Raw genomic sequence first — 13708 nt, 5'->3', positions numbered from 1 at the left:
GTCCGTCTTTGGGAAATTAAAAAATAAAGTGCCAGCTTTTGCTGGCACAGGGGATCCAATGTAGCGGCTGAGGGCGCAAAAGCAAAGGGTGGTGGTCCTATTGGGGCCGACTGCACGCCCAAACGCTTCGCCGACAGGTCAGTCCTGGTCAGCTTTGCCGTTGGCCAATTGAGCCGGTGCGAAGTGACAGGTGAAGGTGCTGCCATGCCCCGGAACGCTGCTGATCTCCAGCTTGCCGCGATGGCGCATCAGCACATGCTTGACGATGGCCAGGCCAAGCCCGGTACCTCCGGTGTTGGAAGCGCGGCTGGAGTCGACCCGGTAGAAACGTTCGGTCAGGCGGGGCAGGTGCTTGGCGTCGATACCCACACCTGAATCCTGCACAGACAGATGGGCGCCCTGTTCATCGGCCCACCAGCGGATGCGGATGCTGCCTTCGTCCTGGGTGTACTTGACTGCATTGAACACCAGGTTGGAGAACGCGCTGCGCAGCTCCGCCTCGCTGCCCTTCAGGCGCAGGCCCGGCGCAGCTTCCAGGCTGATTCGCTGGTTACGTGGGCCAGACAGCGCCTGGGCATCGCTCTTGATCGACTGCAGCAGGGTGTCCACAGCCACCGGATGGTTGTCCGATGGGTAGTCCGTGGCTTCCAGCTTGGCCAGCAGCAACAGGTCGTTGAGCAGGGTCTGCATGCGTGAGCCCTGCTGGCTCATCTGCTGCAATGCCCGGCCCCAGCGTGGGTTCACGTCATCGACGTTGTCCAGCAGCGTTTCCAGATAGCCAGTGATCACCGTCAGCGGGGTGCGCAGTTCATGCGAGACGTTGGCCACGAAGTCCTTGCGCATCTGTTCGAGCTGATGAATGCGGGTGACATCGCGCACCAGCATCAGATGCTCGTTGTTGCCGTAACGGGTGATATGCAACTGGACCCGCATGCGGTCGTTGATCGGCGACGGGATTTCCAGCGGCTCGGCGTAGTTCCCGGCCTCGAAGTATTCCTTGAAACGGGGATGACGCACCAGGTTGGTGACGGGTTGTCCGCCATCCTGAGGGGTCTTGAAGCCCAGCAGGGTTTCAGCGGCGCGGTTCCACCATTCCAGGTTGCCGTCGCTGTCGAGCATGATCACTGCATCGCGCAGCGCGGCGGTGGATTCCTGAACCCGGTCGATCACTGCCTGCAGGCGGCCACGCACTCGTTGGTCGCGCCGCTGCAGGTGGTAGATGCTGTCGAAGACCTCGCCCCACAGGCCGTAGCCATCGGGTGGAGCTTCGTCGGGCTGATGGTTGCGCAGCCAGTCATGCAGGCGCAGCAGTTGCTTGAGGGTCCAACCCAGGTAAAGCGCCAGGCCAATGGCCAGGCTCCAGCCGTAGTAGCCACTGATCAGTCCACCGATCAGGCAAACGGTGATCAGTAGCAGCAGGTGACGAATCAGGGTCGCGTGCCAGTTCTGGTTCAATTGACGGTCCTTGTACAGCGGCGTGCGGCTGGCTTGCGGGTTAGTCAGCTTTTGGTCGAGAAGCGGTAACCCGTGCCCCGGACGGTTTGTACCAGATTTTCATAGGCCTCACCCAAGGCTTTGCGCAGGCGGCGGATATGCACGTCGACGGTGCGTTCCTCGACATAGACGTTGCCGCCCCAGACCTGGTCCAGCAGTTGCCCACGGGTGTAGGCGCGTTCCTGGTGGGTCATGAAGAACTGCAGCAGGCGGTACTCGGTAGGCCCCATTTCCGCAGGCTTGCCATCGATGGTCACGCGGTGGCTGATCGGGTCGAGCAGCAGGCCGCCGACTTCGATGGGGGCTTCACTGTCACTGGGGCCGGTGCGACGCAGCACGGCCTTCAGGCGTGCCACCAGCTCGCGCGGCGAGAACGGCTTGGTGATGTAGTCGTCGGCGCCGACTTCCAGGCCTTGGATCTTGTTGTCCTCTTCACCTTTGGCGGTGAGCATGATGATCGGGATGTCCCCGGTCAGCTCGTCACGCTTGAGGCGACGAGCCAGCTCGATGCCGGAAGTGCCGGGGAGCATCCAGTCCAGCAGGATCAGGTCGGGCTTGCGGTCGACGATGATCGCGTGGGCCTGCTGCGAGTTCTCCGCTTCCAGGCAGTCATAGCCGGCCATTTCCAATGCAACGGCGATCATCTCGCGGATAGGCGCCTCGTCGTCGACGATCAGAATGTTTCTGCCAACCATGCTCAAAACCTCTCCCAGGAACGATGTCTTGGCCCGCATTAGATAACGGAATTATTGCAGCTGTGTGACAGGGCGTTGGCCGTTCTGGCGACATTCCATGACTGGACTAGGCTTCAAAGGGCCGCTGCGGCGGCTCTTCGAACCCATAGCCCCCGAACAATGGTGATTCCAATGACACGACATACGCTGAGCTGGATGGCCCTTTTCGCTGCCCTGGCGCTCCCGGGGGTGGCGTCCGCCCACCATGCCATGGAAAAAGATGGCATGTGGGTCGATGATGCCGGGATGACGCTCTACACCTTCGACAAGGACAGCGGTGGAAAGTCGATGTGCAATGGTGAGTGTGCGAAGAACTGGCCGCCGCTGATGGTCTCGAAGGACGATGAGGCACCAAAGGACAAGTGGACCCACGTCACCCGCGACGATGGTTCAATGCAGTGGGCCTATGACGGCAAGCCGCTGTACACCTTCATCAAGGACAAGAAAGCCGGGGACAAGACCGGCGATGGCATGAAAGACGTCTGGCACATCGCCAAGCCTTGAGGTCCTGCGGGCCCACACGCCGCGTCGATCACGAACCTGCTGCGGCTGTTGCACAGCCCTTTCTCGACATAAGGCCGCTCCTACAAGGCACGCGCATTGCCTGTAGGAGCCGGCTTGACTGCGATGAACTCAGCGCAAGGCGTAATCCAGCACCACGCCAATGAACACCAGCATCCCCGCCCAGTGATTGTGCAGGAAGGCCTTGAAGCACGACTCGCGGTCCAGCTTGCGCGTCGACCAGAACTCCCAGGCGAAGCACAGCGCCGCACCCAGCAGCCCCAAGTGGAACCAGCCCCCCAGCTCGAAGCGGTTTCCCGCCAGCAACAGGCAGCCCAGCGACAGCATCTGCAGGCTCAGGATGATGACCCGGTCGGCCTCGCCGAACAGAATCGCGGTGGATTTCACCCCAATCTTCAAGTCGTCGTCGCGGTCGACCATGGCGTAGTAGGTGTCGTAGCCCACCGTCCATAGCAGGTTGGCGATGTACAGCAGCCAGGCACTGGCTGGCAGTTCACCACCGGCCGCCGTGAATGCCATGGGGATACCCCAGGAATACGCGGCGCCCAGTACCACTTGGGGGTAGTAGGTGAAGCGCTTCATGAACGGGTAGCAGAAAGCCAGGGCCACCGCCCCGAACGACAGCCAGACCGTCTTGCTGTTGGTGCACAGCACCAGCAGGAAACTCACCCCGACCAGAATCGCGAACAGCGCCACGGCCTCGCGTGGCCTGACCCGGCCGCTGGCCAGGGGACGATCGGCGGTGCGCTTGACGTGGCCGTCCACTTTGCGATCGGCGAAGTCGTTGATGCAGCAGCCGGCGGCGCGCATCAGTACCACCCCCAGGCCGAAGATCAGCACGTTGGCCAGTGTCGGCGAGCCATTGCCGGCGATCCACACTGCCGACAAGGTTGGCCACAGCAGCAGGTAGATACCGATGGGTCGATCCATACGGCTGAGCTGTATGAAATCCCAGGCACGCGGATGGACGCGATTGAGCGACTTGAGCATTTGCAGGTACATCAGCGAGTTTCCTCCTTGGCCGCTTGCCATAGCGCCGGCAGGAAGACTTCCGCCACCAGCAGGTCGAGGCCATCGCGTTCGAAGCGTGAGCGTCGTCCCCACAGATTTGCCTGGGCTGCTTCGGCGGGCAACCAGGCCTGTGGATACTGGCAGGCCTCGATCGGGTGGCGAACGAATGCCTGGTCGCAGAACAGTAGCTCGCCGAGTGAGCGGCTGCCCAGCGACTCCAGGTCCAGGCCGCCACGCGCCAGTGCACTGCGGCTCGAGACGCTACGGGCGAAGACCCATGGTTCGCCATGGCCGCGCAGGAACACTTCGCGCACCCAGCCTTCGGCCCCCGTGGGGATGCCCAGGGCCAGGCATTCGTCCTCGCGCAGGGCTTGCCAGCCCTCGAACAGCGGGGTAACGGTGAAGTGGTTCTGGGAAAGATGGGTCAGGCGGCGGGTCAGCGAGCCTTCGTCGAACAGCCAGTCAACAATGGGCTGGCCCAGGCCGGTTGCCAGTTGCGAATACGGCAGCCACGCGGCAGCGGCTGCTTGCGGGGTTTCGTACGACACGTCGGTATGCTTGTTACAACCAGAGAGGCGGCGAGCTTAGCATGATTGCCCCGACTGCTTGCATACTGCTGGCTGGGCCATTACAAAGCCCCACCTGACTGAGGAACGAGCCTGATGAAAAAGTGGCAGTGTATTGTTTGCGGATTGATCTACGACGAAGCCGAAGGCTGGCCGGACGACGGCATCGCTCCGGGCACCCGTTGGGAAGATGTACCGGAAGATTGGCTGTGCCCCGACTGCGGCGTCGGCAAGAGTGACTTCGAAATGATCGCCATCGGCTGATCGAACCTGTTCAAGAGCGAGGAAAGCACGACATGTCATCCCCTGTGGTCATCATCGGTACTGGTCTGGCGGGCTATAACCTGGCCCGTGAGTTTCGCAAGCTCGATACCCAGACGCCGCTGCTGCTGATTACCGCCGACGACGGCCGCTCCTACTCCAAGCCAATGCTCTCCACCGGCTTTGCCAAGCACAAGGATGCCGACGGCCTATGCATGGCCGAACCTGGCGCCATGGCCGACCAGCTCAATGCCGAAATCCGCACCCATACCCGCATCAGCGGTATCGACCCAGGCCACAAGCGCCTGTGGATTGGCGAGGAGGCCATCGAGTATCGGGACTTGGTATTGGCCTGGGGCGCGCAGACAGTGCAAGTGCCCATCGAAGGGGATGCTGGTGAATGGGTATTCCCGATCAATGACCTGGAAGACTACGCCCGGTTTCGCGCCGCCGCTGCGGGCAAGCAGCGCGTACTGATCCTGGGTGCCGGGCTGATTGGCTGCGAGTTCGCCAACGACCTGACCTTGGGTGGTTACCAGGTCGATGTCGTGGCCCCGTGCGAGCAATTGATGCCAACCCTGCTGCATCCGGCTGCCGCCGCGGCGGTACAGGACGGGCTGCAAGAGTTGGGCGTACGCTTTCATCTGGGGCCCGTGCTGACGCGCCTGCAACGGGCGGGTGATGGGCTTGAGGCGCATCTGTCGGACGGTACCGTGATCGCCTGCGAACTGGTGGTGTCCGCCATTGGCCTGCGCCCACGCATCGACCTGGCCGCTGCCGCGGGCCTGCAGACCAATCGCGGTGTGGTGGTGGACCGACAGTTGCGTACGTCCCACGGCAATATCTTCGCGCTGGGGGACTGCGCCGAGGTCGACGGTATCAACCTGCTGTATGTGATGCCGCTGATGGCTTGTGCCCGTGCCTTGGCCCAGACCCTGGCCGGCAACCCCACCACAGTCAGTTATGGGCCGATGCCGGTCACAGTGAAGACCCCGGCCTGCCCACTGGTAGTCTCGCCGCCACCTCCGGGCCGGGAGGGTATTTGGCGGGTGCACGGCGAGGGTCGTGACCTCAAGGTGCTCTGCCACGATGCCGACGGCCAGTTGTTGGGCTATGCCCTGACGGGCGCCGGGGTGATGGAGAAACTGGCCCTGAATCGGCAGTTACCACCCCTGATGGCGTAAATGACAGGCGTTCTGTCGGGTTTACCCTTTAGTTGCCACTACAATGGCCGCCCAGATACTGGCGCGGCCTCGGTGGGCGTGCCATTCTCACTCCCGTCTGCCGCAGATTAGAGCCTGCGGTGCCTTGAGCGCTGCCTCTTCGGGCAGCACGGCATAACAACAAGAATTCCGTCAAAGAGGCTTCACTATGCGTAAACCAGAACTCGCCGCCGTCATCGCCGAAAAGGCCGATCTGACCAAGGAAAAAGCCAACCAAGTGCTGAACGCGATTCTCGACAGCATCACAGGTGCCCTGGACAAGGACACCGTCACCTTGGTCGGCTTCGGCACCTTCGAAAAACGCCATCGTGGTGCCCGCACCGGCAAGAACCCGCAAACCGGCCAGCCGGTGAAGATCAAGGCCAGCAACACCGTTGCCTTCAAACCTGGCAAGAACCTTCGTGACAGCGTCAACGCCCCAGCCAAGCCGGCTAAAAAAGGCAAGTGATGCACACCTGACAATCCCCAGTGTCAGTAAGACGGGCGCCCCAGGGCGCCCGTCGTGTTTTGCAAGCGATGCATTCGGCAGAGCTGTATAAAAAGTTCAGGAAACGGATAAACTCCGCGTCTCAGTCATTTTTTATTCGAGGCGCGTTGATGAAGTTTCGCTTTCTTCTTTGGGCCATGGGGCTATTGATGGCCAGGGCCAGCCGCAGCAACCCGGCCTTCCAACAGCAGCTCAAGGACAAAGACCTGGTGTTCCAGATGCAGACACTGGACGGCAAGGTTGCGCGTCACTTCATCGTCAGCGGCGAGCGCGTCAGCAGCAAGGGTGGGTTGCACCCGCAACCGGCTTTCGCCATTGCATTCAAGGATGCGGCTTACGGTTTTGCCACGATGCAGGCGGGTAACAAGCAGTTGGCCTTCATGCAGGGTATCCAGGACAAGAACATCCAGATCAAGGGCAATCCAGCGTTGGTGATGTGGTTCCAGGGTTTGATGAAGTACCTGAAGCCGAAAAAGAAGGGTTGAGATCCCAGAAACTGTTGCGCTGAACCTGTGAGCGCGGGCTCATCCGCCAAGCCCGCGCCACAGGGGCGAATACCCCGAAAGATTGGACGGATCCAACCCTGGGGATCAATGCGGTGCGTGGAATTGCGAGGCCAGCTCGCGCAACAGGCTTTCGGCCTCCAGCACCTTGTTCACCACATCCTCCGCCTTTTCCCGCGTGATGCCCAGACGGTCCAGTAAATCATCAGGGATTTCAGCCTGTGGCCCTGAGCCGATTCCGCGCGAGCGCAGCAGCCGGGTCGCCAGGCACACCAAATTGGGGAATGCTGAATTTTCGCCGTCGTAGGACGGGTCATGCTGGAAACGCAGCGCGGCCGACAGCTCTTCTGGCATGTCCCACAGCTTCATCAGCCAAGTGCCGATCTGTTCGCGGCTGATGCCCAGCAGGTGCTGTTCCACATAGGTGTGGCACAGGTGCGGGTTGACCTCCAGATGACGGCAGATCAGCGAGAAGTGCGGTGGGAACACGTGGGCCAGCAGTAGATAGCCGAAATTGTGCAGCAGCCCCGCGAGGTAGGTCAGACCGGCTTCAGGGCGCTCGGCCCGTGGCATGGCGCGGGTCAGGCCTTCGATGATCGCGGCGGTGTAGATCGACTGCTGCCAGTAAGGCGTGGCTTGCTGGGGGTGGTCTTTCGGCAGGCTCAGGGTCTTGCCCAGGGCCAGGCCCAAGGCCAGGTTGATCACCAGGTCGAAGCCCAGCACGCGCACGATGGCGTCCTCTACCGAGCGGATCTTGCCGGGTGAGGCGTAGTAAGGGGACGCCGCCCAGCTGACCACTTGGGCAGCCAGCGCTGGATCGGTTTCCACTACGCCGGTGATGTCATCGATGCTGGCATTGGGGTCGACCCGCAGCTTGATGATCTTCTGTGCGGTGTCTGCCAGCGGCGGAATTTCGATGGTCTGCTCCAGTCGTTGCTGGATGCGTCGGGCGGTGAAGGCCTGCACGGCCTGGGTGATTTCCTTCGAGTCGTCGTCGGGGCGGTCCAGGTTGGGGCGGATGTCCCTGACGGGCTGTCCGAAGCTGCCCGCGCTGGCTTTCTTCAGCATGCGCTTGAAGTCATCCCGCTCGATTCTCAGCAAAAGACCGGTTTCTCCGGACTCGATGAGCAGCGTCTGGCTGTCGAGCAGTTTCTGTTCGTACAGGCAAGGCGAGCTGGTCAGCGCCGGGATGCCAGGCAGCGCCTTGAGACTGTGCTTGTCGAGCATCTGCTTGAGGCGTGCAACGGGGACCGCACGGAGCTTGCGTCCGGTCAATTCCTCAAGGCGATTGAGGTCCAGCAGCTTGCTCTGTGGGAACAGCACCATCAGGGCGCCGACCTCATCGTCGAGCAGAATCGCCTGTACCCGCGAAGCCGCCGGCAGGGCCGGATCCTCAGGCACCTCGCGATAGCTGACGCCAAGCTTTTCCAGCAGCAGCTTGATCACCGAGGGTGCATGTGGGGTTGCGGTATCCAGGGCAACTTCAGTCATGGTCCGTATCCACTATTTCTTTTAAACGCGAAGTATAACCAGCCTGGCCCGCAAGCTGGATCCAATTTGGGACAATCGTCACACTTGGCCATATTGCTGGCCATGGCGCAGCCAGCGATCGAGCAGCGGGCTGACATGGTCGGGCCAGCGGGCTAGCAGGGCCTGGGCCGCGTCACGCACGGCCGGCAGCAGATCGGCATCGCGCATCAAGTCGGCAACCTTGAACTGTAGCAGGCCAGTCTGACGGGTTCCGAGCATCTCGCCAGGGCCACGCAGCTCCAGGTCTTTCTCGGCGATGATGAAGCCATCGTTGGTTTCCCGCATGATCCCCAGCCGTTCGCGGCCGATCTGCGACAGGGGCGGGTGGTACAACAGGACGCAATGGCTGACCGCGCTGCCACGGCCGACGCGGCCACGCAGCTGGTGCAACTGGGCCAGGCCAAGGCGCTCGGGGTTCTCGATGATCATCAGGCTGGCATTCGGTACATCCACCCCGACCTCGATCACCGTGGTGGCCACCAGCAGTTGCAGCTTGCCTTCCTTGAACTCGGCCATCACCGCCGCCTTCTCGGCCGGTTTCATGCGGCCGTGGATCAAGCCCACGCGCAGCTCGCCCAGGGCGCTGCCCAGCTCCTCGAAGGTGCTTTCTGCCGCCTGGCAGGTCAGCTCTTCGGACTCCTCGATCAACGTGCACACCCAATACGCCTGGCGCCCTTCGGCACAGGCAGCGCGGACCCGCTCGACCACTTCGAAACGCCGGCTGTCTGCGACCAGAACGGTGTTGACCGGTGTGCGGCCAGGCGGCAGCTCGTCAAGGATCGAGGTGTCGAGGTCGGCGTAGGCGCTCATGGCCAGGGTGCGGGGGATCGGCGTGGCCGTCATGATCAGTTGGTGCGGGCACAGTTCGCCGGCCACACCTTTCTTGCGCAAGGCCAGGCGTTGCTGGACACCGAATCGGTGCTGCTCGTCGATGATCGCCAGGGCCAGGTGCTTGAACCGGACCTCGTCCTGGAACAGCGCGTGGGTACCGACCACCATGGGTGCGCCATTGGCGATCTGCTCCAGGGCACTGGTACGGGCCTTGCCCTTGAGTTTGCCGGCCAACCAGGCCACCTCTATGCCCAGTGGTTCCAACCAGCGCTTGAACGTGATGTAGTGCTGCTCGGCCAAGATCTCGGTCGGGGCCATCAGTGCCACCTGGTAGCCGGCTTCCAGCGCCTGAAGCGCCGCCAGGGCAGCTACCACGGTCTTGCCGGCGCCGACATCGCCTTGCACCAGGCGCATCATCGGCTCGGCCTGGCTGAGGTCGTAGGCAATTTCATTGGCAACCCGTTGCTGGGCGCCGGTCGGCTTGAAGCCGAGGTTGGCCAGGTATTGCGCTTGCAGACGGCCAGCCTTGGGCAGCACGGGGGCACGTAGGCTGCGCAGGCTTTCGCGCAGGCGCTGCTGCGAAAGCTGGTGGGTCAGCAGCTCTTCGAACGCCAGGCGATGCTGGGCCCAGTGCTGGCCTTCGGCGAGTTCGTCGAGGTCAGCGTCAGCCGGTGGGTTGTGCAGGTAGCGGATGGCATCGTCCAGCGGTGCCAGGTGGTAATCGCGAGCCAATTGCTCCGGCAGCCAGTCCGGCAGGCTGCGCGGGCCGAGCATGCCCAGGCTCTGTTGGCACAGCAGGCGCAAGCGCTGCTGGGTGAGCCCTTCGGTGGACGGGTAGATCGGCGTCAGTGTCTGCTCGACAGGAGGCGGTGGTTCGTCTCCGTTCAGTGCACGGTACTCTGGGTGGTAGATTTCCAGCCCTGATGCACCTGGCCGGGCTTCGCCGTAGCAGCGCAGGTGCGTGCCACGCTTCAGGCCCTCTTTCTGAGCATTGCTGAAGTGGTAGAAGCGCAGGCTCAGCACGCCGCTCCCGTCACCCAGGCGTACCACCAGGCTGCGGCGTTTGCCCATGGTCACATCGGCACCGCTGACCACACCTTCGATGACCGCGTCCTGGCCGGGGCGCAGGGCCCCGATGGGAACGACGCGCGTGCGGTCCTGGTAGCGCAGCGGCAGGTGGAACAGCAGGTCCTGCAGATTCTCGAGTCCAACCTTGGCGAGTTTTTCCGCCATGGCTTCGCCCACTCCCTTGAGTGCCGTGACCGGCACCTTAGACAGCTCAGTCATGGTTCAGGCCGATTGTTCCACGGGCGGCTTGGCGACCGAGCAGAGGCGGATCGAGTCAGCGAGGATCTCGATCGCCTTGGGCCGTGGGAAGCTGGCGCGCCAGGCAATGGCCACGGTGCGGAACGGCGCGGGCGGTGTGAGTGGACGCACTTCGATGACGCCGGGCGCATAGTGGTGGCTGTGCACCGCCGACAACGGCAGGATCGATACGCCGAGGCCTGAGGCAACCATGTGGCGGATGGTTTCCAGGGAGCTGGATTCTACGGTGGTGTGCTTGGAACCTTCGCCTTTATTCAAGGTCGGGCACGCTTCCAGCACTTGGTCGCGGAAGCAGTGGCCTTCGCCGAGCAGGAGCAGGCTCTTGTCGTTGAGCATGGCGGTGTCGATGGTCTTTTTGGCCGTCCATGGGTGATCGGCGGGCATCAGCGCGCAGAATGGCTCATCGTAGAGTGGCAGGGTCAGCACGTCGGCCTCGTTGAACGGCAGGGCGATGATCACTGCGTCCAGCTCGCCATTGCGCAACTTCTCGCGCAGGACGTGGGTGAAGTTCTCTTCGATGTACAGCGGCATCTGTGGGGCAACCCGGTGCAGCTGTGGGATCAGGTGCGGGAACAGGTAAGGGCCGACGGTATAGATGGCGCCCACCTTGAGCGGCGCGGTCAGCTGGTTCTTGCCGGCTTGGGCCAGTTCGCGGATGCCCTGTGCCTGCTCCAGCACCTTCTGCGCCTGGGCCACGATGCTTTCGCCGACCGGTGTCAGGCGCACCGCGCTTTTGCTGCGCTCGAAAATCAGTACACCCAGCTCGTCCTCAAGCTTCTTCACGCCGACCGACAGGGTCGGTTGGCTGACGTGGCAGCGCTCGGCGGCATGGCCGAAGTGCTGCTCTTGGGCGAGTGTGACGATGTAGCGTAATTCTGTGAGGGTCATAACGTGCGTCCATGAAGTTGCGGGCCCAGCATAGCGGCTGCAAACGATAGACGCACGTTATCAGACTTGTTGATTTGTGACAGAAACAACCGTATCAGCGGCGATCCAGCGAGTAGACGAAAGGTGCCACTACTTCGATGGTGCCATTGTTCAGCAACTCGGCCGGTGGCTTAGGCACCGTACCGGCACGACGGATCATCTCCAGAGTCGCCCGGTCCAGTGCTGCGCTACCGGAGCCGCCAGCCAACGAGTACGACACCACCTTGCCCTCGGCGTCGACCACGAACCGCAGGCGGTTGATGCCTTGCAGACCGCGGCGTCGCGCGTCTTCCGGGTAGCGCTTGTACTTCGCCAAGTGGCGCAGCAGGTCGCTTTGCCAGGTCGGCAACGCTTTGCTGTTGGACGCGATGCTTGGCGCCGGTGCCGCCGACTTCTGCGGTGGCGTGTTGCTTGGCGGCGTGTCCGCGACTTCTTCCTTGGCCGGTGGCTCATCCTTCGGCGGCTCAGGCTTTTTCTCTGGCTTGGGCGGCTGCGGCTTAGGCTTGGGCTTCGGGGGTTTCGGGATGGCGATCTTGGGCTTGGGGGCCTCCGCCAGCTTGGGTAACGGCGGTTCTTCAACCGGTGCCGGCGGTTGTGGAGCCGCTTTGGGAGGTGGTGGTGGCGCGGGCTCGGGCAGCGGCGCCAACTCGACCATCATCGCTGCCGGGGGCAGTTCGATGGCCTGGGGCACCGACCAGTTGAGCGTAAGCAGCACAGCGACGGCATGGACACCCAGCACGAGTGCCAGGCTGCCGCTGTAACGCGCCAGATTGTGCCGCGTCTTCGTCATTTCTTGGCTGCCGTCTCGAGACCTACCAGGCCGACTTTCAGGTAGCCGGCCGCGCGCATGTTGTTCATCACTTCCATCAGGTCACCGTAATCCACGCCTTTATCGGCCTGGAAGAAGATGGTGGTTTCCTTGTCGCCCTTGGTCTTGGCGTCGAGCATCGGGCCAAGCTGGTCGGGTGCCGGAACCTGATCGTCGCCGACATAAAGCTTTTGGTCGGCCTTGACGCTGACGAACACCGGTTTCTCGGGCCTCGGCGCCGGTTTGGCGGTCGAGGCGGGCAGGTCGACCTTGATGTCAACCGTGGCCAAGGGGGCGGCGACCATGAAGATGATCAGCAGCACCAGCATCACGTCGATGAACGGCGTGACGTTGATTTCGTGGTTTTCGGCGAGGTCATCGCCACCTTCGTTCAGATGCAGGCCCATGGTTTACCCCACTTTCACCATGTGCGGGGTGGCGCGCTCGCTACCCTGGTGGTCGAGGTCACGGCTTACCAGCAGCAGTACCTGCGCCGACGCGTCGGAGACTTGAGCCTTGTAGCCTGCGATGGAGCGGGCGAAGACGTTGTAGATCACCACGGCCGGGATAGCCGCAACCAGGCCCAGTGCGGTGGCCAGCAGGGCTTCAGCGATACCAGGGGCAACCACGGCGAGGTTGGTGGTCTGGGTCTTGGCGATGCCGATGAAGCTGTTCATGATGCCCCAGACGGTACCAAACAGGCCGACGAACGGTGCGGTCGAGCCGATGGTGGCGAGGACCCCGGTGCCGCTGCTCATGCTGCGGCCGCTGGCTGCTACCAGGCGCTCCAAGCGGAAGCTGACGCGTTCCTTGATGCCTTCTTTCTCGCGGGCATTGGCCGACAAGCGCATTTCCTCCAGTGCATCGTGGACCAGCGTGTGGGCCAGCGTGCCTTCCTTGTTAGAGGCGTCGCTGGCCTCCTTGAGGCTGGCGGACTTCTTCAGGACCGCGATCTCACCGCGCAGACGACGTTTGGCGCCCATCAGTTCGAAGCCTTTGGCGATCCAGATGGTCCAGGTAATGATCGAGGCGATGGCCAGGCCGATCATCACCGCTTTGACCACGACGTCGGCGTTCTTGTACATGCCCCATGGAGACAGGTCATGTGCCATGCCCAGGGAGTTGTCCTCGACGATTGCTTGCGTCTGTTCGCCTGCTGGCGCCGCTGAATCTACCGGGGCGGCGGCGTTGGCAGCTGGGGCAGCGGCCTGAGCATCGCCAGCGGGCGCGGCAGCCGGTGCAGTGGCAGCTGCAGGGGTGGAGGCATTGGTGCTTGGTTCATCAGCCATGGCAGCTGGGGCCAGTACCAGGCTGAACATCAGCGCGGCAATGGCGCGCCAGGCGCGCGAGGTGGTTGGCGAAGCGGAAGGTTGAGTACGTGTCATGCTGGCCGGACCTGATGAAGAAGAAAAGTCAGCGTTCTTCAAAGCCTCGAAGCAGGCCGAGAACAGATAGGGGTGCCATTATTGCAAGTAATTCTTGTTA

General features: G+C 62.5%; 15 protein-coding genes. 5 read left to right on the top strand and 10 right to left on the bottom strand.

Annotated features, from left to right (window positions below; all coding sequences use genetic code 11):
- Positions 1–138: 138 nt before the first annotated feature.
- Both phoR and phoB read right to left on the bottom strand, forming a co-directional pair.
- The gene (gene phoR, locus VXM67_RS01920; RefSeq protein WP_367237467.1) at positions 139–1455 is read right to left on the bottom strand and encodes a phosphate regulon sensor histidine kinase PhoR; all 1317 of its coding nucleotides are present in this window, start codon (positions 1453–1455) and stop codon (positions 139–141) included.
- Between the two features lie 44 nt (positions 1456–1499).
- On the bottom strand, positions 1500–2189 hold the full coding sequence (gene phoB / locus VXM67_RS01915) for a phosphate regulon transcriptional regulator PhoB (protein WP_003253341.1): 690 nt from the start codon (positions 2187–2189) through the stop codon (positions 1500–1502).
- A gap of 171 nt (positions 2190–2360) precedes the next feature.
- On the opposite strand from phoB, the gene VXM67_RS01910 reads away from it, so the two are divergent.
- Positions 2361–2732 (top strand): hypothetical protein, encoded by a 372-nt coding sequence (locus tag VXM67_RS01910; protein WP_023383054.1) that lies wholly within the window; start codon positions 2361–2363, stop codon positions 2730–2732.
- A 129-nt stretch (positions 2733–2861) separates the two neighbouring features.
- Here the strand turns inward: VXM67_RS01910 and ubiA are convergent, their stop codons facing one another.
- The gene (gene ubiA / locus VXM67_RS01905) at positions 2862–3752 is read right to left on the bottom strand and encodes a 4-hydroxybenzoate octaprenyltransferase (RefSeq protein WP_023383053.1); all 891 of its coding nucleotides are present in this window, start codon (positions 3750–3752) and stop codon (positions 2862–2864) included.
- Positions 3752–4309, bottom strand: a complete 558-nt coding sequence (locus VXM67_RS01900; protein WP_023383052.1) for a chorismate lyase — start codon at positions 4307–4309, stop codon at positions 3752–3754. The genes ubiA and VXM67_RS01900 overlap by 1 nt, the downstream gene beginning before the upstream one ends.
- A gap of 114 nt (positions 4310–4423) precedes the next feature.
- Between VXM67_RS01900 and VXM67_RS01895 the strand changes: the two genes are divergently transcribed.
- From VXM67_RS01895 to VXM67_RS01880, 4 genes are all read left to right on the top strand, one after another.
- The gene (locus VXM67_RS01895; RefSeq protein ID WP_011536423.1) at positions 4424–4591 is read left to right on the top strand and encodes a rubredoxin; all 168 of its coding nucleotides are present in this window, start codon (positions 4424–4426) and stop codon (positions 4589–4591) included.
- A 32-nt stretch (positions 4592–4623) separates the two neighbouring features.
- On the top strand, positions 4624–5772 hold the full coding sequence (locus VXM67_RS01890; protein ID WP_027906660.1) for an FAD-dependent oxidoreductase: 1149 nt from the start codon (positions 4624–4626) through the stop codon (positions 5770–5772).
- Between the two features lie 187 nt (positions 5773–5959).
- Positions 5960–6259 carry an HU family DNA-binding protein gene (locus tag VXM67_RS01885; RefSeq protein WP_016394014.1) on the top strand — a complete coding sequence of 100 codons (300 nt, stop codon included), beginning with the start codon at positions 5960–5962 and terminating at the stop codon, positions 6257–6259.
- 149 nt (positions 6260–6408) lie between these two features.
- Entirely contained in the window at positions 6409–6783 is a 375-nt protein-coding gene (locus VXM67_RS01880; RefSeq protein WP_023383050.1) for a hypothetical protein, read from the top strand.
- Between the two features lie 105 nt (positions 6784–6888).
- Here VXM67_RS01880 and VXM67_RS01875 read toward each other — a convergent pair whose 3' ends face one another.
- The 6 genes from VXM67_RS01875 to exbB all read right to left on the bottom strand — a co-directional run bounded on the left by VXM67_RS01875 (position 6889) and on the right by exbB (position 13608).
- The gene (locus VXM67_RS01875; RefSeq protein ID WP_027906661.1) at positions 6889–8292 is read right to left on the bottom strand and encodes an aminoacyl-tRNA deacylase and HDOD domain-containing protein; all 1404 of its coding nucleotides are present in this window, start codon (positions 8290–8292) and stop codon (positions 6889–6891) included.
- 78 nt (positions 8293–8370) lie between these two features.
- Positions 8371–10449 (bottom strand): ATP-dependent DNA helicase RecG, encoded by a 2079-nt coding sequence (gene recG, locus VXM67_RS01870; RefSeq protein ID WP_023383048.1) that lies wholly within the window; start codon positions 10447–10449, stop codon positions 8371–8373.
- A gap of 3 nt (positions 10450–10452) precedes the next feature.
- The gene (locus VXM67_RS01865) at positions 10453–11376 is read right to left on the bottom strand and encodes a hydrogen peroxide-inducible genes activator (RefSeq protein WP_023383047.1); all 924 of its coding nucleotides are present in this window, start codon (positions 11374–11376) and stop codon (positions 10453–10455) included.
- 94 nt (positions 11377–11470) lie between these two features.
- Complete coding sequence (locus VXM67_RS01860; protein WP_023383046.1) at positions 11471–12205, bottom strand: energy transducer TonB; 735 nt, start codon at positions 12203–12205, stop codon at positions 11471–11473.
- Entirely contained in the window at positions 12202–12630 is a 429-nt protein-coding gene (exbD, locus tag VXM67_RS01855; protein WP_013974803.1) for a TonB system transport protein ExbD, read from the bottom strand. The genes VXM67_RS01860 and exbD overlap by 4 nt, the downstream gene beginning before the upstream one ends.
- A gap of 3 nt (positions 12631–12633) precedes the next feature.
- On the bottom strand, positions 12634–13608 hold the full coding sequence (exbB, locus tag VXM67_RS01850; RefSeq protein ID WP_027906663.1) for a tonB-system energizer ExbB: 975 nt from the start codon (positions 13606–13608) through the stop codon (positions 12634–12636).
- Positions 13609–13708: the final 100 nt, after the last annotated feature.

Source organism: Pseudomonas sp. Rh2 (assembly GCF_040762985.1).
Taxonomy (GTDB): domain Bacteria; phylum Pseudomonadota; class Gammaproteobacteria; order Pseudomonadales; family Pseudomonadaceae; genus Aquipseudomonas; species Aquipseudomonas taiwanensis.
The sequence above is the reverse complement of the archived record's forward strand: the minus strand, read 5'-3'. Positions and strand labels throughout refer to the sequence as shown.